We start from the raw sequence: 17996 nt of genomic DNA on the forward strand, positions 1-17996 counted from the left end.
TCCTTTTAGTTTTATGCTGTTGTCAGGGACTGGTTGGCGGCGATGGCGTGCGCAATGCGCGCCCGCAGCCCCTGCTTGTCAATCTTGCCCACCGCCGTCATGGGCAGGGCGTCCAGGGTTTCGAAACGGTCGGGCAGCTTGAAGTCCGCCACCCCGCGCTCGCGCAGAAACTTGCGCAAGGCCAGCGGCTTCAAGGCGGGATCCGTGCTGACGATGAAGGCACAGCTCTTTTCCCCCATGGCGCTGTCGGGCATGGAGACCAGGGCCGCATGGGTGATGGCCGGGTGGTGCAGCAGCTGGTTTTCCACCTCTTCCGCCGCGATCTTCTCGCCGCCCCGGTTGATCTGATCCTTCTGCCGCCCGACCACGGTGAGGTAACCATCGGCATCCTGTACCACCAGATCGCCGGAACAGTAGAAGCCCTCGGCATCGAACACCCGGGCGTTGTGGGCCGGGCTCTGGTAGTACCCGCGGAAGGTATAGGGGCCACGGGTGTGCAGGGCGCCAGGCTCGCCGGGGGCAACCGGGTTGCCCGCCTCATCGAGGATGCGCACCTCGTCATCCGGGCTCATGGGGCGGCCCTGGGTGTGAATGACCTTCTCGTCGGGGTCGTCCAGCCGGGTGTAGTTGACCAGCCCTTCCGCCATGCCGAACACCTGCTGCAGCCGGCAACCGAGCAGCGGCCCTATCTTGCTGGCCACCGCCTCCCCCAGCTTGGCGCCGCCCACTTGCAGCAAGTCGAGGCTCTCGAGTTGGGTGCGCGCGGTGGGATCCGCTTCCGCGGCCTGCAGCCAGAGCGAGACCGCCGGCGGCACCAGCGAGGTGAGATTGACCCGGTGGCGGGCGATCAGCGGGAAACAGCTGATGGGGCTGGGGTCGGGGGCAAGCACGACGGTGCCGCCCGCCTCGAATACTCCCAAAGCGCCAGGGGAGCTCAGGGGAAAGTTGTGGGGCGCCGGCAGGGCGCACAGATAGCGGGTGTGGGGGCCGAGGCCACAAATTTCGTTGCTGCGGCGCACGCTGTACAGGTAGTCGTCATGAGTGCGGGGAATGAGCTTGGGGGTGCCGGTGCTACCGCCGGAGAGCTGGAAGAAGGCCACCTCGTCCGCCGGGGTCGGGCCTGATTTCACCGGCTCACTCTCAGCCCCCTTCGCCAACCAGCGGGTCAGCCCCAGCTCTCCTGCGTCGCCATCCAGCAGCACCAGCTCGGCGCCGATGGCTGTCAGCAGCTCGCTCTCGCCCCCCTTGTTCGCAAACAGCGGATGGGCCAGCGAGCCGATAAAGAGGCGCGGTGTGATCTGCTCGGCATAAGAGAGGAGCTCCAGCCGGTTGTGGCTAAAGAGCGCGTTGACCGGCGCGATGCCGGCTTTAAGCAGGGCAAAGAACACCAGATAGAACTCGGCCACGTTGGGGAGCTGCACCAGCGCTGTGTCCCCTACCCCCAGGCCATGGCGGGCCAGATTCGCGGCCAGCCGGCTCGAGGCGGCGTCCAGCTCGCTATAACTGAAGCGGCGCTCGCCGCAGAGAATGGCCTCGGCGTCGGGGGCCAACTCACACTGACGCGCCAGCATGGCGGTCAGCGGCTCGCCGCGCCAATAGCCCTTGGCGCGGTACAGCTGGGCCAAGGCATCGGGCCAGCGGGTATAGGGCAGGAAGCGGTTGGACTGGGTCATTGCGCTACCTCCAAATCCAGGCCCAGGGCTTGCAGATTCGGCTGCCCACTCTGCCAACCCATATATTGAAGCCGGCTCATTGCGCTACCTCCAAATCCAGGCCAAGGGCCTTGAGCATGGTGCCCAGCTTGGTGCCGGTCTCGGCCCACTCCATGGCAGGATCCGAGCCCGCGACGATGCCGGCGCCGGCGAACAGCTCGACCTGATGGCCGTCGAGCACGCCGCAGCGGATCACCACGGCCCACTCGCCGTTGCCCTGGCTGTCGCACCAGCCGACGATGCCGCTGAACAGGGCGCGCCGGAAGGGCTCCTGCTCACGGATGAACTGGCGGGCGAGATCGGTGGGATAGCCGCATAGGGCCGGGGTGGGATGAAGCTGGCAGGCCAGAGAGAGCACCGATGCCTCGTCGCCATTGAGCCGGCCGGCGATGGGGGTGCCCAGATGCCAGAGGGTATCCGTGCTCATCAGCGAGGGGCTGGACGGGATCGCCAGCTCGCGGCAGTGGGGCGTCAGCACCCGGCGGATCTCGTCGATCACCAGGCGGTGCTCATGCTGATCCTTGCGAGAGGCCAGCAGATCCCGGGCCACCATTTCATCTTGCGCCGGCTCGCTCGCCCGACGGGCGGAGCCCGCCAGCGGGTGGGTGAACACCTCTCCCCCGCTGACCCTCAGCAGCAGCTCCGGGCTGGCGCCAAGCAGGCGGCGGTCCTGGCCGAGCGGCAGGGAGAAGTGGAAGGCGTGGGGATTCTGGGCCATCAAACGGGCCATCACCTGCTTAGGGTCGGCGGGCTGATGCAGGGTAAGGGTGAGTTTGCGCGACAACACCACCTTGGCGAGCCGACCTTGTGCAAACGCATCCAGCGCTGCGCTGACCGAGGCCTGGAATTCGCTGGCCGGCGGGGTGCTCTGCACCGAGATGACCCGGTTGGCCTCAATGGCCTGCTCTGCCATCGCCGCTGTCGCCGGCGCCTGTGCCAGCGGGACAGGGCGATCGCCCCGCTCATAGTGACCGGGCACATAGAGGCAGGAGGCTTCCGCCGGGTCGAACGCGAAGGCACCGATAAGCAGGGGGTTGGCCTGGCCGGCGGCACTGGCCGCTGCCAGCGCGTCGGCGATCTGTTGTTCTAGCAAAGGCCATTCACAGGCGGGGGTGGTGATAGGCAGGCCCAGATCAGTGGCACTGAGCGTACCCTGACCCGAGGTAAACAAGAATTCGGGCGAAGACGCAGCCTGGGCAGGCGCGCTATTTTCCATCACAAGAGTATCCACGTTACACCCTCAAATATGATTCAAAATGATAATGATTATCAGTTTGTATTTGTGCGGCGGTAAAATACTCGCTTTGAAATCCCCCGGTCAATGGGATTTTTATGCCGATAAAACTGGAACTTATCTGTGGATATGGCGGGTGCCACGGCTGCTGCGGCCCACCGTGCAGGTCCGGCCAGCCTTGTCCGTATGAGCACCGCAGCCAACCCCCCATATGAGGCTGCGACAAAAACCGCGGGCTCGCCGCCCGCGCTGGCAGCGAACGCCATTTCCCCCTAAGATGGCGCCATCTTTATGACCATTGCCTCAACCCACAGGATCCTCGATGTTAAAGCACCTGCTTCTGCTCCCCCTCAGCCTGCTGCTGGCCGCCTGTTCACTCACCCAGTACAACGTCAGCGAAGGGGAGATCAACCAATACCTCAAAGAGAGGGTCGCCTTCGAAAAGCAGCTGGGGATCCCCGGCATCATGTCGAGCAAGATCCGCCTCGATGAGATGCAAAGCCGCATCGGTCGCCGCCAGGCCGACCGGGTCGAACTGGATGCCGCCGGCGATCTGCAGGTGGCGAGCCCCCTTGGCAGCCAGCAGATGAAGATCCGCCTCTCCCTGAGCGCCCGCCCCGACTACGTGGCCGAGCAGGGCGCCATCTACCTGCGCGATCTCGAGCTCATCTCGGTCAAGACCGAGCCGGCCGACGTGGGCACCGCCCTCACCCCGCTGCTGCCCACCTTCAACCAGTCGCTCTCGCTGTTCCTCTCCCAGACCCCCGTCTACCGGCTTGACGGCAGTCGCAAGAACGAAGCCAGGATCAAGGATAAAGTCGAAGCCCTCAAGGTGGAACCGGGCCGACTGGTCATCCCCTTCAAGCTGCTCTGATCCCCAACCGCGCCCCTCTTATCTTCAACTCCAGGGGCGCGGTTTTTTCTTCTCAAGCTCCCCCCTTTGCCTCATAATGCACACCATTCTCATTTAGATTCATGAGAAGCGTCATAATAAAATCAAACATATGGTGAGAAGGGACATGAGAAAAACCGTACTGGTCCAGGCGATCGCCTGCGCGCTCCTGAGCGGCGCCGCACACGCCGCCGTCAAGGTAGAAGACAAGACATTCAACACCGCCGCCAACATGCTGGCCTACACCGAGTTCGAGCTCTCCGGCGAGCCGCTGGCCGAGGCCCTCGGTCTGGATCTGGATGTACTGGACGCCAACCGCGCCGATGAGCCGACTCCGTTCGACTTCGCCGCCGGCATCGAATCCTACGAATACTCCGAAGAGGCGATGTACGCCCTCAACTACCAATCCGGCATGGGCCCCCATCTGGTGAACGGGCCGCAAAACCAGGCTCGCGGTGGCACCATGGCCTCCCTCGGCCAGCGGGTGCTGGCCATGGCCGATGCGGTCGGTTTCCCGGCCGATGAAGTGCCGCAGGGCATGTATCCCCTCTCCCTGCCCTACTCCTCCGCCAACCCAGAGTTCGCGCAAGCCGTCAACGCCACCCCGGTCAACGGCGACCAGATCACCATCAAGACCGCCAAGGGCAACGAGAAGAGCGTCAAGACCCAGGTGCCGGCCTACTTCCGCGACTACACCACCCTGCGCTGGAGCGGCAGTGACAATCTGCTGGTGCCGGCGGCCGTGGGCGGCATCCTGCTCAAAGAGGTGATGTGGTCCCAGGACTTCCTCGGTGGCATGCACGTGGCCGAGACCGATGAAGAGGTGGAAGCCGCGTCCGCCACCATGGATCAGGACGGCAAGCACAAGCTGGGGGTCTCTGCCGCCGACGGCTTCAACGGCATGATGCTGACCGAGCAGTCCATCGACAAGCTGGCCATCCTGCAGGGTCAGCTCGGCTTTGACGGCAAGCAGCTGGGCGCCAAGATCACCCCGCAGTACGATCCGGCCAAGGGTATCGTTTACTTCCCCCATCAGGTAAAAGTGACCGAGACCGGCAAGAACGACGTCGGCGCCATCGGCAAGCTCGAGGTGGTGGACGGCTCCGCCCAGCTGCGCGACGCCTGGATGATGCTGTGGCCGCTCTCCGAGTTCTACGCCTTCACCGATCAGCGCAGCGCCAACACCAACCAGAACCCGGCCTTCCACGCCGTGTTCGACGGTGCCCCGTTCGCCGCCACACCGGCCGCCAACAAGGGCAGCGATGCCACCAAGCTAGTAGCGGGTGACGATGCCTTCTCCCTGGCACTGAACCTCTCCGGCATGGTGTTCAAGAACCTCAATGCCCTGCACTTCGAGCCCAAGGCCGGCACCCTGGTCGATAGCTGGCAAGCAGGCAAACAGGGCAAGCACGTCACCACCTTTGACGCCGCCTACAGCCTGGTCGCCCTGCAGATCTTCCAGCGCGCCCAGGATGCGCTGCCGGTCGGCTACGCCGCCGGTGACAATGGCGAGCTGAACCTGAAGACCGCTCAGGGCCAGCAGGCGCTGGTGCTGATCCGCCAGCAGGCCGACTTCATCCTCGCCAATCTCAAGGGCAAAAATGGGCTGGTGCACGATGGGATCACCCTGGGTGGCAAGCTCGATGCCGGCCAGTCCATCGATGCGCAATTTGCCGCCATCCGCGGCCTGACCGCCGCCTTCCTGGCGACCTCGGATGCCAAGTACCGCACGGCGGCGCGCGAGCTGTTCATCGCCGCCGACAAGGCCTACTTCAACCAGAAGGCCGGTACCTGGCTCGCCGGCAAGCAGGGTGAATACACCCCCTGGACCCAGGCCGCCATCTCCGGCGCCCTGCGCTCCGCCATGCTGAACCTGCGCAACGAAGGCGGCGAGAAAGCTCCGGCGCTGGAGCTGGCCCAGCTGACCCAGCGCTACGTGAGCTGGTTCCGTGGCACCGTCAACGGCGGCATGCAGATGGCCGAGTGGATCGGCGACTCCGGCGAGAACGTCATCGAAGGGGCCGGTGGCGACACCGACGAAGATGGCGTCCCGCAAGTGACCGCCGCCGGTGGCAAGCACGGCACCGCCATGGTGATGGCCGCCAAGGCGCTGATCACCGAAAAATAATCAGCCACTCGCTGAATAGAAAAAGGGAGCCATATCGGCTCCCTTTTTAGTTGTGGCGTCTGGCGTTGGGCGTGACATCACCCCAGCTTGGCCAGCATCTCCTTGGTTACCAGCACGATACCCTGCTCGGAGCGATAGAAGCGGCGGCTGTCCTCATCGGCGTTCTCCCCTACCACCAGCCCGTCAGGCAGTTTGCAGCCCTTGTCCACCACCACCCGCCGCAACCGGCAACCCGAGCCAATCTCGACGCCAGGGAAAATGATGGCCTGATCCAGGGTGCAGAAGGAGTGCACCCGCACATGGGTGAACAGCACGGAGTTGAGCACGAAGGAGCCGCTGACGATCGAGCCCCCCGCGAACATGGAGTTGATGGTCATGCCGTGCTGGCCGTTTCTGTCCTGTACGAACTTGGCCGGCGGCGTCATGGTCTGGCTGGTCCAGATGGGCCAGTTCTCGTCATAGATGTCGAGCTCGGGCACCACGGAGGCGAGATCCATGTTGGCCTCCCAGAACGAATCCAGGGTACCCACGTCGCGCCAGTAGGGTTTCTGCCCCTCCTTGGCCCCCACGCAGGACATGGTGAACGGGTGGGCAAACGCCTTGCCCTCTCCCACGATGCGCGGGATCACGTCCATGCCGAAATCGTGTTTGGACTCCTGGTTGTGAATGTCCTCTTCCAGCAGCTGATAGAGATACTCCGCCTCGAAGATGTAGATGCCCATGGAGGCCAGGGAGACGTTTTCGTTGCCCGGCATGGCGGGCGGGTTGGCCGGCTTCTCCACGAAGGCGCGGATCTTGCGCTGCTCATCGATGTCCATCACCCCGAAGGCGGAGGCCTCCGCGCGCGGTACCTCGATGCAGGCCACCGTCACCTTGGCGCCGAGGCGCACGTGATCGAGCAGCATGGCGGCGTAGTCCATCTTGTAGATGTGATCCCCCGCCAGCACCACTATGTATTTGGGGCCGTAGTCACGGATGATGTCGACGTTCTGGTAGATGGCGTCGGCGGTGCCGCGATACCAGTGCACCTCGTCCACCCGCTGCTGGGCGGGCAACAAGTCGATGAACTCGTTCATCTGGTAACGCAGGAAGGACCAGCCCGATTGCAGGTGGCGCAGCAGGCTGTGGGACTTGTACTGGGTCACCACCCCGACCCGGCGAATGCCGGAGTTGATGCAGTTGGAGAGCACGAAGTCGATGATGCGGAACTTGCCGCCAAAATGGACGGCAGGCTTGGCGCGGTTGTCGGTCAACTGCTTCAGGCGACTGCCCCGTCCCCCCGCGAGCACCAAGGCCATACTCTGGTTCAATAGTTGCCGTGCTTTGGCAGTATTTACGGGTTCTAACAACATAATTACCTCTGCCTTGTTTTGGTCCATTTTCGATTCATCTTCGCCTGTTTCCGGCGCCATGAAAGTGGTTTCACTCACATTTAACTGATTTCAATTGGCCCTTTTCCAGGAGTTGAGCGGGATCTCATGCTTTGCGGCGCGAGCTTGGTTAGAATTTCAGCATCAACGACATCATCAAGGATGACACCATGTTGAACAAGCTCGGGAGCAACCAGTTGCTGGTGATCGCTCTCCTCTGCGCTCCCCTGCTGCTGTTGCAGGGGCTCTGGCTCGCCTTCACCAGCACGCTGCTGACCCTGTTTATCATCCTCGCCACCAGCCTGCTCGGCTTTGGCTTGCTGAGCATGCTGACCCTGCGCCTCCAGCAGGCAGAGCACAGCCATCAGGAGCAGGTGTGGTGCCGGGCGCTGCAGCTGCGCGACCCCACCTGTCTGACCACCCCTGAGGCCCAGGCCGCCCTGCAGCAACTGCTCGCCCACTTCAACGAAGCCGAGCGCGACGCCCACCGCCAGATCAGCGAGCTGCACAACCAGGCCACCCAGGACGAGCTGACCCAGCTGCAAAACCGCCACGCCTTTCGCCGCGACATGACCGAGCTGCTGCAGCGGGATCAGGACACCCAGACCGCCACCCTGGTGCTGATCCGCGCTACCGAACTCGGCAAGCTCAACGCCCAGCGCGGCTTTCAGTCGGGGGATGCCTACATCAAGGATATCGCCAATATCATCACCAGGGTGGTGAGCCGCTTCCCCGGCCATCAGGTCTATCGCATCTCGGGTGCCGACTTCGCGGTGCTGGTGCAGCCCGTCGCCAACATCCCGCCCCCCCTGCTCGGGCGGGATCTGAAGATCGCCTTCGATCACTATCAGCAGCAGCATGAACTGGAGAGCGCCGCCTACTCCGGGCTGACCCGGCTCAGCAGCGGCCAGAAGATCGAGGCCATTCTGGCCAGGGCGGATCTGGCGCTGGCCCGCGCCCAGACCGAGACGGTCAACGGCTGGGCCATCCAGCAGGATGACAGCGTGGTGGAGCTGCAGGGGCAGCATCACTGGAAGCTGGTGCTGACCGAGCTGCTGGAGCAGGAGCGGATCAGCTTCACCTACCAGCCGATCCAGCCCATGCACCGCAGCATGCTGGCCTACAACGAGATCTACACCCGTTTCAGCAGTGCCGACGGCACTGTGCTGCCCACCGACACCCTGTTCGCCATGGCCCAGCGGCTGGACATGGTGATGCGGCTGGAACAGATGCTGGTGACCCACGTCATGCGCCAGTACCGGGCCTTTGGCTCGAATCAGAGTCGTTGGGGCATCAACCTCTCCAGCAACCTGCTGCAAAACAGCGCCTTTCTGATCTGGCTGGACCGACAGCTGCTCAACGACCCCAACACCAGCGCCAACCTGGTGTTCGAACTGGATGAAGAACATCTGGAGCGCAACCTGACCGGGGCCAAGCGGGTGTTCGAGCTGCTCAGGCGCAACGGCAGCCGCTCCGCCATCTGCAACTTCGGCAAGGGGATAGGGTCATTCAACCTGTTTCGCGAGCTCAAGCCCGACTACATCAAGCTGGATCCCGCCCTCATCACCGGGCTGGAGCAGGATCTGACCAACCAGCAGTTCGTGCGGATGATCGTCGACGTGTCACACAGGATGGGTTGTCAGGTGATTGCGGAAGGGGTGGAGCAGCTGGGTCAGAAGCAGCTGCTGCAGGGCATGTATGTGGACGGGCTGCAGGGCTATCTCATCGCCAAGCCCCAGCAGCTGCGACCGGATATCAGCCAGCTCGGGCTGTTTACTGAGGATGCTTCAACTTCAACAGAGTCAGAATGATGTCGTTGAGCTGGCGATAGCGCTCCAGCTCCTTCTGATCGTAACGGGTCGCCAGGGTGGTGGGATTGTGGCGATTCTTGAGGTAACGGTTGATCTGCAGCCGGTTGAAACCCGCCACCTGATAGACCTGCCCCAGCAGAGCATTGAGCTCTTCGTGTTCAAGACCGGCCTTGGCGAGGTAATCCTCCTGGGCCGGGCTCTCCAGCTGACAGCTCTGCTTGGCGATGCGGCCGGTCTCCTGCAGATAACTGAGCCACTGCTCCAGGTAGAGCGGCTTGCAGCCCGCCAGCAGATTGAAGAAACCCACCGCATCGCAGCGGCAGTCGGTCAGCAGCAGTACCGCCAGTTGATCGTCATCGCAGCGGAAGGTGACGGGGCCGCTCTGCCCCCAGTCCAGCGCCTGAACCCGGATCTCGGCTCGCGCCCCTGCAACGCCGGTGACGTCGAATACAAACATGGCTCCTCCCGCTCGGCAAAAGGTTGATGATGGACCATCCCTCTGACGGGTGCAAAGCCAAATCGCCTTTTCATTCAGTATTCTGCAAGCCGGCCATAAAAAAACCGACATCCTCGCGGATATCGGTTCTAATCAGACGGGCCAAGGCCCGGCTCAATGCAGTGTGGTTCAGGCGTCCAGTTCCACCAGCGCCTTGGCCAGCTCGATGGGTTCGAGCTCCTGCCCTTCCAGATCGGCGTTCCAGTTCGGGCCGACCAGCACGTCGTCTTCGTCCAGATCGTTGATCCAGATGTCGAGAAACTCTTCCAGCTCGATCACTTCCGGCTCGTAGTCGGCCCACTCGTCCACGCAGTGCAGGCGAGCATCCCCTTCGGCAGACCAGAGCGGCATCACGTCGGCATCTTCGAACTCGGCAGAGCGGCAGACGACCCAGTCTTCACCGTAACGCAAGCCCCATACCTGACCCGACTCGCGGACTTCTTCGATGAACAGTTGGAAATTGGCGTCAAGATTGTCAGTTAACTTACTCATGGGGCTCTCTCTCTATCGGGTGCTGCGGCCACGGCAGTGCCGAGTGGCAATGCGGTGGCCAAATGGTGTCGCAAAAGTGACATGGACTCAAGCATCTTGGGGTTTATCACACAAAAAACTGCCTGCGGCCGGGTTTTACCTGACAAAACGCCTCCCGAAGGAGGCGTTTTCAGCGCAAGGGGCGAGATCAACGCTCCCAGTACACCTCTTCCAGGCTGTCTTCCTTCTCCGGCAGACCGCGCGACAAACGCGGGCTGCTCTGGGCCAGCACCTCGTAGCTCACCCGGTTGGCGTACTTGCACACCTGGGAGAGCGAGGAGTAGGTGAGGAACTCGGCCACGTGCTTGGCGGAGTTGGGCACGGCGCTGCGGTGATAGGCGTTGGCCACCATGTCGTGCAGCACGGCGGAGAGGGCCCCGTCCCCTGCCCCGTTGGTGTTCTTGATCTTCTCCGGCCCGCCCATGTAGGGAGAGATGTGGGAGTAGATGCGCTTGGGCACGCGGCAGCCGCTGCGGGTCATGGGGCGGCTGAACTCGTACATGTTGAACTCGGGGATGACACCGGGCAGCAGTGGCAGCGTGGTTTCGCGCTTGAAGTCCTCTTCGGTGTAGGCAGCCATGTAGAGCCCCACCGGCCCTGCGGTGCAGAGCACCATGTCGGCCCAGTCCAGCGCCTTGTCGGCGGCGGCCAGCGGATCGGAGAAGCCGGTCAGGGCCTCGCCCTCCTCCTCGTTCATGGCGAGCACGGTGACGTTCTCGCTGATGAAATCGCGCCACCACTGGGGGTCGGACTCGATGACGAAGCGGGTACCCAGGGTCAGCACCACCGGCACGCCGGCCTCGCGGGCATAGCGTACCGCGGTCATGGCCGCGTCCTTCATCGGGGTGCCATCTTCACCGCGCACCAGGTAGGCGGTGATGACCAGGGCGGAGGACTCCTTGATGATGGTCTCGGGGATGTGGGCCACATCCAGATGGTCCATCTTGCCGGCGTTGATGCCGAAGCTGCGCTCGCCCCCTTCGGTGATGAAGGTGAAGCAGCGGCCGACCGGGCCGTCTACCGGCTGCAGGTAGTCGAGGTTGACCCGTGACGAGGTGTTGCACAGGTAGCGGTAGGCGTAGCTGCCGATGCGGATGTCCTGGCTCATGACGCCGAGCAGGATGGAGTGGGAGTCCGCCAGCACCGAGTAGTTGTGCATGGTGTTGCCGATGGTGCCGCCGGCAAACTCGCTCACCACCATGTTGTTGCTCTTGAGCTCGTCGTAGATCTGCTCGGCCACGTCATCGGAGATGAGCATGGAGTGGCCGCGGCTCAGGCCGTAACGCTCGAGAAATGCCAGATCAACGTGCGCCTCGATGTCAACCAGCGTCTGGTCAATCCCGACCACATAGGCCTTGCCCCGCTCCGCAAGCACCGCGCTCTGGGAGATGAGGGGATCACGACGATCCACTGGAAAGTAGTGTTTGGACTTGCGCTGACCGGGAAATTTCATGGCAATGTTCTTGTGCTCTGGGGGAAAGAGGGGCGGGATTTTAACACAATCCGCCGCGCCGAAAAGTCGCCTGATTAAAATATGAAGTCAGTATAGACACGGGCTGCAGAGGAAAACGTTTACCAAAACCCATCAAAAAAACCACCTCGCAAGGAGGTGGTTTTTGCAGCGAACAAGACTCAGCCGGCGGCGAGCCCCTGTGCCAGTGCCAGCACCGAGAAAAGCCCCAGCGCCAGCCAGAACAGCAGGGTGCCGACCAGCCTCGGCAGGTTGGGCGCCTTGGGGATCTGGATGCCGATGGCATGCAGGATGCGCCCCACCAGCAGCGCCAGGCCGCCGGCATGAAGCCAGAATGCCCCGACCCCCGCCAGCTCGCACAGCGCCATCAGCAGCAGGGTGAGTGGCACGTACTCGGCAAAGTTGCCGTGGGCCCGGATGGCGGCGCGCATCTCGGGTGCCTCCCCTTCCCCTATCATCACCTTGAACTGGGCCCGGCGCTTGACCACCCAGAAGGAGAGCAAGAGGAACAGCAGCCCCAAGAGGCCGGCGTAAATCAGGGTGATATGCATCATGGTGAAACTCCTTCTCCTTGGATAGCGAACGGCTGGCAGCCGGTGCCGATGGGCGGCACCGGCTGTATGTCTGTCAGGCCAGCTCGCGGCAGATCAGCGACACCATCATGCGGATGTGGGCCTGATCGCTGTTGAGGGCCGGAATGTATTCAAACTGCTCGCCACCGGCAGCCATGAAGATCTCCCGGTTTTGCACCTGGATCTCCTCCAGGGTTTCGAGGCAGTCGGCAGCAAAGGCGGGGCAAATCACATCGAGCCGCTTGATCCCGGTGGCCGGCAGGCCGCCGATGGTCACGTCGGTGTAGGGCTTGAGCCACTCCTCCTTGCCAAAGCGGGACTGGAAGCTGGCGGTCCACTGGCTGGCATCGAGACCGAGTGCCTCGGCCAGCAGGGCAGCGGTGCGCCGGCACTGGTGACCATAGGGGTCCCCTTCCCGCTCGTAGCGCTCGGGAATGCCGTGGAACGACATCAGCAGGTGCTCGCCCTGGCCGTGCTGTTCCCAGTGGCGGCGCACGCTCATGGCCAGCGCCTGGATATATTCGGGGTGAGCATGGTAATCACGAATGAGCCGCACCACCGGCAGGTTGCGCTCTTTCTTCATCGCCTTGGCCCAGCCATCAAACACCGAGGCGGTGGTGCTGACCGAATACTGGGGATAGAGCGGCAACAGGATCACCCGGTTGACGCCCTTGGCCTTGAGCGCCTGCCAGCCCTCATCCAGCGAAGGGGAGCCGTAGGTCATGGCCAGCTCCACCGGCACCTCGACCCCTTCGCGCTTGAGCTCCTGCTCCAGCGCCGCGCGCTGCTGCTTGCTTATCACCATCAGCGGCGAGCCCTGCTCGGTCCACACCTGCTGATAGAGCTTGGCCACCTTGGGGGAGCGGGTCGGCAGGATGATGAAGTGGAGCAGAGGACACCAGAGGTAGCGCGGCAGGTCGACGACCCGCTGATCGTGCAGAAACTGGCTGAGAAACGCCTTGACGGCGGCCGTGGTGGGCGCGGCTGGGGTACCCAGATTGACCAGCAAGATCCCGGTTTTCGTGGTCACGTATGCTTCCTGTCGTTCTGTTGTTATGTCTGAATGCAAGAAAGGGCCCATGCCGGGCCCTTGTCTCACTGGCACATTGCCGCAGGCCCCTTGGGGGCGATGGCAATGGCGGGCTTAGCCCAGGATGGTCGCCAGCTGCTTGCTGACCAGATCCACCGGCTGGGTGCCATCAATCTTGACGTAACGGGTGTTGCCCGCTTCCGCTTCCTTGCCGTAGAAGCCGATGAGCGGTGCGGTCTGCTGATGGTACACATCCAGACGCTTGCGCACTGTGGTCTCTTCGTCGTCGGCACGGATCACCAGATCTTCACCGGTCACGTCGTCCTTGCCTTCCACTTTCGGCGGGTTGAACACCACGTGGTAGGTACGGCCGGAGCCGGAGTGAACGCGACGACCGCTCATGCGCTTGACGATCTCTTCGTCCGGCACGTCGAATTCCAGCACGAAGTCCACGGCAACACCGGCGTCCTTCATGGCTTGCGCCTGGGGAATGGTGCGCGGGAAACCGTCCAGCAGGAAGCCGTTGGCGCAATCCGGTTGGGCAATACGCTCTTTGACCAGGCCGATGATGATGTCGTCAGAGACGAGCTGACCTGCGTCCATCACGGCTTTGGCCTTGAGGCCCAGCTCGGTGCCCGCCTTGATCGCGGCACGCAGCATGTCGCCGGTGGAGATCTGCGGAATACCGTGTTTTTCCATGATGAACTGAGCCTGAGTACCTTTGCCGGCACCCGGAGCCCCCAACAGAACAATGCGCATACACGCTCCTATTGATTGGTTATTCAATTCTTGAGAAGGCAAAAAACTACACGGTTTCGCCCATTTTCACAAGCTTGCCCCGTGTGAGTGGCTTATTTTTCACCATCTTTCCGACATGGCAATACGACCATTGGCGCAGATCCGTGTACGAAAAATGAGTGAAAATGCAGCAACGCTGCACGCAACTGGCGCCCGCCCCAGACGGGGCAGGCGCCAGAAAAGAAAGAGCCCACTGCACGCAGTGGGCCCAAACATCATGCCTGGAGTAACAGACGGTTGATACGGGAGACGAAGCTCGCCGGATCATTGAGCCCGCCCTGCTCGGCCAACTGGGCCTGTTCGTGCAAGAGGGTGACCCACTCGCCGAACAGCGCCTCGTCCTGGATGGTATCGAGTTTCTTCACTAGGGCGTGGTCGGGGTTCAGTTCCAGAATGTACTTCTGCTCCGGCACCGGCTGGCCGGCGGCGCGCATCAGCTTGATCATCTGGGTGCTCATGCCGTGGGCATCGGTGACGATGCAGGACGGTGAGTCGGTCAGACGGTGGGTGACCCGCACCTCTTTTACCGCCTCGCCCAGGCTCTGCTTGACCCGCTCCACCAGACCGGCGTTGGCCTTCTCAGCCTCTTCCTGCGCCTGTTTGGAGGCTTCGTCTTCCAGATCACCCAGATCCAGCTCGCCACGGGTGACGGAGACCAGCTGCTTGCCGTCGAACTCGGTCAGGTGGCTCATCAGCCACTCATCGACCCGCTCCCACATCAGCAGCACTTCGACGCCCTTCTTGCGGAAGATCTCGAGGTGCGGGCTGTTCTTGGCGGCAGCGTAAGAGTCGGCGGTGATGTAGTAAATCTTCTGCTGGCCTTCCTTCATGCGGCCAACGTAATCTTCCAGCGACACGGTCTGGGCTTCGCCCTCGCCGGCGGTGCTGGCAAAGCGCAAGAGCTTGGCGATCTCTTCGCGGTTGGCGTAATCCTCGGCAGGGCCTTCTTTGAGCACATTGCCGAACTCGCTCCAGAACTTGGCGTACTTCTCGGCATCGTCCTTGGCCAGCTTGGCGAGCATGGTCAGCACGCGCTTGGAGCAGGCCTTGCGCAGGGAGACGGTCACCTTGTTGTCTTGCAGGATCTCACGGCTGACGTTGAGCGGCAGATCGTTGGAGTCCAGCACCCCTTTGACGAAGCGCAGGTAAGCCGGCATGAACTGCTCGGCGTCGTCCATGATGAAGACGCGCTGTACGTAAAGCTTCAGGCCGTGTTTCTGATCCCGGTTGTAGAGATCAAACGGTGCGCGGGCCGGCACGTAGAGCAGGCTGGTGTACTCCTGCGCCCCTTCCACCCGGTTGTGGCCCCACAAGAGCGGATCTTCGAAGTCGTGGGCGACGTGCTTGTAGAACTCCTGATACTCCTCGTCCTTGATCTCTTTCGGGTTGCGGGTCCACAGTGCAGTGGCGCGGTTGACCTGCTCCCACTCGCCCGGAGTGCCGACGATGGTTTCACCGTCTTCTTCGCGATCCGGAGTGCCCTCTTTGAACATCTCCACCGGCACGCTGATGTGGTCGGAATATTTGCTGACCACGGAGCGCAGGCGCCAGTCGTCGAGGAACTCGTCCTCTTCGGCGCGCAGGTGCAGGATGACGTCGGTACCGCGACCGGCTTTGGTCACGTCAGCCACGGTGAAGGAGCCTTCCCCTTCCGACTCCCACTGCACGCCCTGCTCCGGAGCAGTACCGGCGGCGCGGGACACCACGGTCACCTTGTCGGCAACGATGAAGGCGGAGTAGAAGCCCACCCCGAACTGACCGATCAGCTGGGAGTCGCGGCCCTGATCACCGGAGAGGTTCTTGAAAAACTCGGCGGTGCCGGACTTGGCGATGGTGCCCAGGTGCTCGATCACCTGATCACGGGTCATACCGATCCCGTTGTCGGAGATGGTCAGGGTCCGATTTTCTTTATCAACCACCAGGCGAACGCGCAACTGGCCGTCGTTTTCGAACAAAGAGGCATCGGAAAGCGCCTTGAAGCGCAGCTTGTCCGCCGCATCGGAGGCGTTGGAAATAAGCTCGCGCAGGAACACTTCTTTGTTGGAGTAGAGGCTGTGGGCCATCAGGCTCAGCAGTTGTTTGACTTCAGTCTGAAACCCGTGGGTTTCGGCATGAACGCTTTGGGTCATCGACACTATCCTCAGGCGATTCGGGTTGAACATATTCCCGATCCAAGATGGGGCCGGCGATCGCCATTTCAAGGGGGACAAAACGTCGAGGCGTGCGAATGGCGATTTTTGCGCCAATCGACCCTCTTGCCCAACAAAAAACCCGCCGGGGCGGGTTCTGGTATTACTGCTGAGTCGCGACGCAAATTCAGTTCGCTAGCGCAGGCCCAATTGAGGGGCTGGCGCTGACTCAGTTCAGAGGCTGACGCCCCATCAGGGAGTGGGAGAGCGTGGTGCCATCCACCAGCTCCAGCTCGCCGCCCACCGGCACCCCGTGGGCAATCCGGCTCACCTTGACGCCGGCGGCGCGGGCCATGTCGGCGATGTACCAGGCGGTGGCGTCCCCTTCGATGGTGGGGTTGGTGGCCAGAATAAGCTCGCTGATCGCCTCGTCTTTCAAGCGTCGCTCCAGGATCTCCAACCCCAGCTCTTCCGGGCCAATGCCGTCCAGCGGCGAGAGGTGGCCCATCAGCACGAAGTAGCGGCCGGAGAACTGGCCGGTCTGCTCGATGGCAGCCACGTCCGCCGGGCTCTCCACCACGCACAGCAGGCCGTTCTCTTCGCGCTTGGGATTGGCGCAGATCTCGCAGCGCTCGTTCTCGGTGAAGGTGCGGCAGTGGCTGCAGTGGCCAATCTCGGTCAGGGCGCGAGAAAGCAGCTGGGCCAGCCGCAGGCCGCCGCTGCGCTCACGCTCGAGCAGGGTAAATGCCATGCGCTGGGCCGACTTGGGGCCGACACCCGGCAGCACCTGCAGGGCTTTCATCATCTCATCCAGCAGCGGGCTGAATTTCATGGGCTTGGTATCCTTTGACGCTGTGTCGGCCACGGCGCCCTGACGGGCAAGGAGCGCGACCGAACCTATCTTGTTGGCGCAGGACTATACCCGAGCCAACCCCGAGCGCCAATGCCCTTGTGCCCTCAGCCCTCTGCCGAAACGGGGGATGACGTTGCGCTTGCCAGCAGGATGCGCTGGCGGCCGCTGTAGATCTCGGCCCGCCCCGGGCGGCAAAAGCCCACCAGGGTGAGCCCGGTCTGCTCGGCCCGCTCGACCGCGAGCTCGGTGGCGGCCGAGATGGCTAGCAAGATCTCCACCCCGGCGCTGGCGCACTTTTGCACCATCTCGAAGCTGGCACGGCTGGTCACCAGGATGGCGCCATCGCGCCGTTGACTTCGCTGCAGGTGCCCCACCAGCTTGTCGAGCGCGATGTGGCGCCCCACGTCCTCGCGAATGGCGAGGATGTTGCCCTCGCCATCCACGTGCACGGCGGCATGGGTCGCCCCCGTGCTCTGACCGAGCAGCTGGAGCGGGCGCAACGCCGCCAGCACCTTGTCGATATGACCCACCGCAAAACGCTGGCTGTCGGGCAGCCTTGGCTGGGCGCGCACCACCTGTTCCAGGCTCTCGCTGCCGCAGATGCCGCACCCGGTGCGCCCAGCCAGGGTGCGCCGTTTCTCTTTCAGGCGATGAACGCAGCGATTGGCCAGGGTGATGTGCAGCTCGATGCCGCCGCAGGCGCTCTGCTGCTCGATGTCGTGGATATCAAGCAGGCTGTCGATGATCCCCTCGGAGAGCGAGAAGCCGATGGCGAAATCTTCGAGATCGGCGGCCGAGCACATCATCACGCTGTGGGCGATGCCGTTGTAGACCAGCGCCACCGGGGTTTCGCAGGGCAGCTGCATGGCGCTGTCGGTGGTGACGCCGCGCTGATGGTAATGGACCACCTCGCGATGGGCGCTGAGCGCCTGCGGGGTGTCGGGGTCGAGTTCAAGCAACATCTGGGGC

15 protein-coding genes are annotated in these 17996 nt (G+C 62.8%); 3 read left to right on the forward strand and 12 right to left on the reverse strand.

All coding sequences use genetic code 11. The annotated features are described in order from the left end of the window. Positions 1-11 precede the first annotated feature (11 nt). On the reverse strand, positions 12-1673 hold the full coding sequence (gene amoE, locus OKB87_RS02310) for an amonabactin biosynthesis (2,3-dihydroxybenzoyl)adenylate synthase AmoE (RefSeq protein WP_270826317.1): 1662 nt from the start codon (positions 1671-1673) through the stop codon (positions 12-14). A gap of 76 nt (positions 1674-1749) precedes the next feature. Then, positions 1750-2943 carry an amonabactin biosynthesis isochorismate synthase AmoC gene (amoC, locus tag OKB87_RS02315; RefSeq protein WP_270826319.1) on the reverse strand — a complete coding sequence of 398 codons (1194 nt, stop codon included), beginning with the start codon at positions 2941-2943 and terminating at the stop codon, positions 1750-1752. 325 nt (positions 2944-3268) lie between these two features. Between amoC and OKB87_RS02320 the strand changes: the two genes are divergently transcribed. Together OKB87_RS02320 and OKB87_RS02325 are read left to right on the forward strand one after the other, a co-directional pair. Beyond that, on the forward strand, positions 3269-3820 hold the full coding sequence (locus OKB87_RS02320; RefSeq protein ID WP_024944003.1) for a lipoprotein: 552 nt from the start codon (positions 3269-3271) through the stop codon (positions 3818-3820). Positions 3821-3965: 145 nt separating this feature from the next. After that, positions 3966-5966 carry a hypothetical protein gene (locus OKB87_RS02325; protein WP_270826320.1) on the forward strand — a complete coding sequence of 667 codons (2001 nt, stop codon included), beginning with the start codon at positions 3966-3968 and terminating at the stop codon, positions 5964-5966. A 77-nt stretch (positions 5967-6043) separates the two neighbouring features. On the opposite strand, the gene glgC is transcribed toward OKB87_RS02325, so the two are convergent. After that, positions 6044-7318: a glucose-1-phosphate adenylyltransferase gene (glgC, locus tag OKB87_RS02330; RefSeq protein WP_011706313.1), complete on the reverse strand. Its 1275-nt coding sequence runs from the start codon at positions 7316-7318 to the stop codon at positions 6044-6046. 188 nt (positions 7319-7506) lie between these two features. On the opposite strand from glgC, the gene OKB87_RS02335 reads away from it, so the two are divergent. Beyond that, positions 7507-9147 carry an EAL domain-containing protein gene (locus OKB87_RS02335; protein ID WP_226031814.1) on the forward strand — a complete coding sequence of 547 codons (1641 nt, stop codon included), beginning with the start codon at positions 7507-7509 and terminating at the stop codon, positions 9145-9147. Here the strand turns inward: OKB87_RS02335 and OKB87_RS02340 are convergent. From OKB87_RS02340 to fdhD, 9 genes are all read right to left on the reverse strand, one after another. Further along, complete coding sequence (locus OKB87_RS02340) at positions 9110-9604, reverse strand: hypothetical protein (RefSeq protein ID WP_017408190.1); 495 nt, start codon at positions 9602-9604, stop codon at positions 9110-9112. The two genes, OKB87_RS02335 and OKB87_RS02340, sit on opposite strands and share 38 nt — an antisense overlap. A gap of 168 nt (positions 9605-9772) precedes the next feature. Further along, entirely contained in the window at positions 9773-10135 is a 363-nt protein-coding gene (locus tag OKB87_RS02345) for a DUF2750 domain-containing protein (RefSeq protein ID WP_010674427.1), read from the reverse strand. A gap of 187 nt (positions 10136-10322) precedes the next feature. Further along, entirely contained in the window at positions 10323-11627 is a 1305-nt protein-coding gene (locus tag OKB87_RS02350; RefSeq protein ID WP_011706316.1) for an inosine/guanosine kinase, read from the reverse strand. Positions 11628-11806: 179 nt separating this feature from the next. Next, the gene (locus OKB87_RS02355) at positions 11807-12199 is read right to left on the reverse strand and encodes an MAPEG family protein (protein WP_011706317.1); all 393 of its coding nucleotides are present in this window, start codon (positions 12197-12199) and stop codon (positions 11807-11809) included. Positions 12200-12272: 73 nt separating this feature from the next. After that, positions 12273-13247: a ferrochelatase gene (gene hemH, locus OKB87_RS02360; protein WP_029302850.1), complete on the reverse strand. Its 975-nt coding sequence runs from the start codon at positions 13245-13247 to the stop codon at positions 12273-12275. A gap of 114 nt (positions 13248-13361) precedes the next feature. Further along, complete coding sequence (gene adk / locus OKB87_RS02365) at positions 13362-14006, reverse strand: adenylate kinase (protein ID WP_011706319.1); 645 nt, start codon at positions 14004-14006, stop codon at positions 13362-13364. 254 nt (positions 14007-14260) lie between these two features. Beyond that, entirely contained in the window at positions 14261-16174 is a 1914-nt protein-coding gene (gene htpG / locus OKB87_RS02370) for a molecular chaperone HtpG (protein WP_039213532.1), read from the reverse strand. Positions 16175-16403: 229 nt separating this feature from the next. Then, complete coding sequence (gene recR, locus OKB87_RS02375) at positions 16404-17006, reverse strand: recombination mediator RecR (RefSeq protein WP_010633741.1); 603 nt, start codon at positions 17004-17006, stop codon at positions 16404-16406. Between the two features lie 125 nt (positions 17007-17131). Further along, positions 17132-17989 carry a formate dehydrogenase accessory sulfurtransferase FdhD gene (gene fdhD, locus OKB87_RS02380; protein WP_270826325.1) on the reverse strand — a complete coding sequence of 286 codons (858 nt, stop codon included), beginning with the start codon at positions 17987-17989 and terminating at the stop codon, positions 17132-17134. Between the last annotated feature and the right edge of the window lie 7 nt (positions 17990-17996).

The sequence above is a fragment of the Aeromonas sp. Y318-1 genome (assembly GCF_027706125.1).
In the GTDB taxonomy this organism is placed as follows: Bacteria; Pseudomonadota; Gammaproteobacteria; order Enterobacterales; family Aeromonadaceae; genus Aeromonas; species Aeromonas hydrophila.

What these genes read in the sequence shown, in the direction of transcription:
- htpG (WP_039213532.1), bottom strand. Translation starts at nt 16,174, where the DNA reads ATGACCCAAAGCGTTCATGCCGAAACCCACGGGTTTCAGACTGAAGTC.
- adk (WP_011706319.1), bottom strand. Translation starts at nt 14,006, where the DNA reads ATGCGCATTGTTCTGTTGGGGGCTCCGGGTGCCGGCAAAGGTACTCAG.
- recR (WP_010633741.1), bottom strand. Translation starts at nt 17,006, where the DNA reads ATGAAATTCAGCCCGCTGCTGGATGAGATGATGAAAGCCCTGCAGGTG.
- OKB87_RS02340 (WP_017408190.1), bottom strand. Translation starts at nt 9,604, where the DNA reads ATGTTTGTATTCGACGTCACCGGCGTTGCAGGGGCGCGAGCCGAGATC.
- OKB87_RS02325 (WP_270826320.1), top strand. Translation starts at nt 3,966, where the DNA reads ATGAGAAAAACCGTACTGGTCCAGGCGATCGCCTGCGCGCTCCTGAGC.
- amoE (WP_270826317.1), bottom strand. Translation starts at nt 1,673, where the DNA reads ATGACCCAGTCCAACCGCTTCCTGCCCTATACCCGCTGGCCCGATGCC.
- OKB87_RS02320 (WP_024944003.1), top strand. Translation starts at nt 3,269, where the DNA reads ATGTTAAAGCACCTGCTTCTGCTCCCCCTCAGCCTGCTGCTGGCCGCC.
- fdhD (WP_270826325.1), bottom strand. Translation starts at nt 17,989, where the DNA reads ATGTTGCTTGAACTCGACCCCGACACCCCGCAGGCGCTCAGCGCCCAT.
- OKB87_RS02355 (WP_011706317.1), bottom strand. Translation starts at nt 12,199, where the DNA reads ATGATGCATATCACCCTGATTTACGCCGGCCTCTTGGGGCTGCTGTTC.
- OKB87_RS02345 (WP_010674427.1), bottom strand. Translation starts at nt 10,135, where the DNA reads ATGAGTAAGTTAACTGACAATCTTGACGCCAATTTCCAACTGTTCATC.
- OKB87_RS02350 (WP_011706316.1), bottom strand. Translation starts at nt 11,627, where the DNA reads ATGAAATTTCCCGGTCAGCGCAAGTCCAAACACTACTTTCCAGTGGAT.
- OKB87_RS02335 (WP_226031814.1), top strand. Translation starts at nt 7,507, where the DNA reads ATGTTGAACAAGCTCGGGAGCAACCAGTTGCTGGTGATCGCTCTCCTC.
- glgC (WP_011706313.1), bottom strand. Translation starts at nt 7,318, where the DNA reads ATGTTGTTAGAACCCGTAAATACTGCCAAAGCACGGCAACTATTGAAC.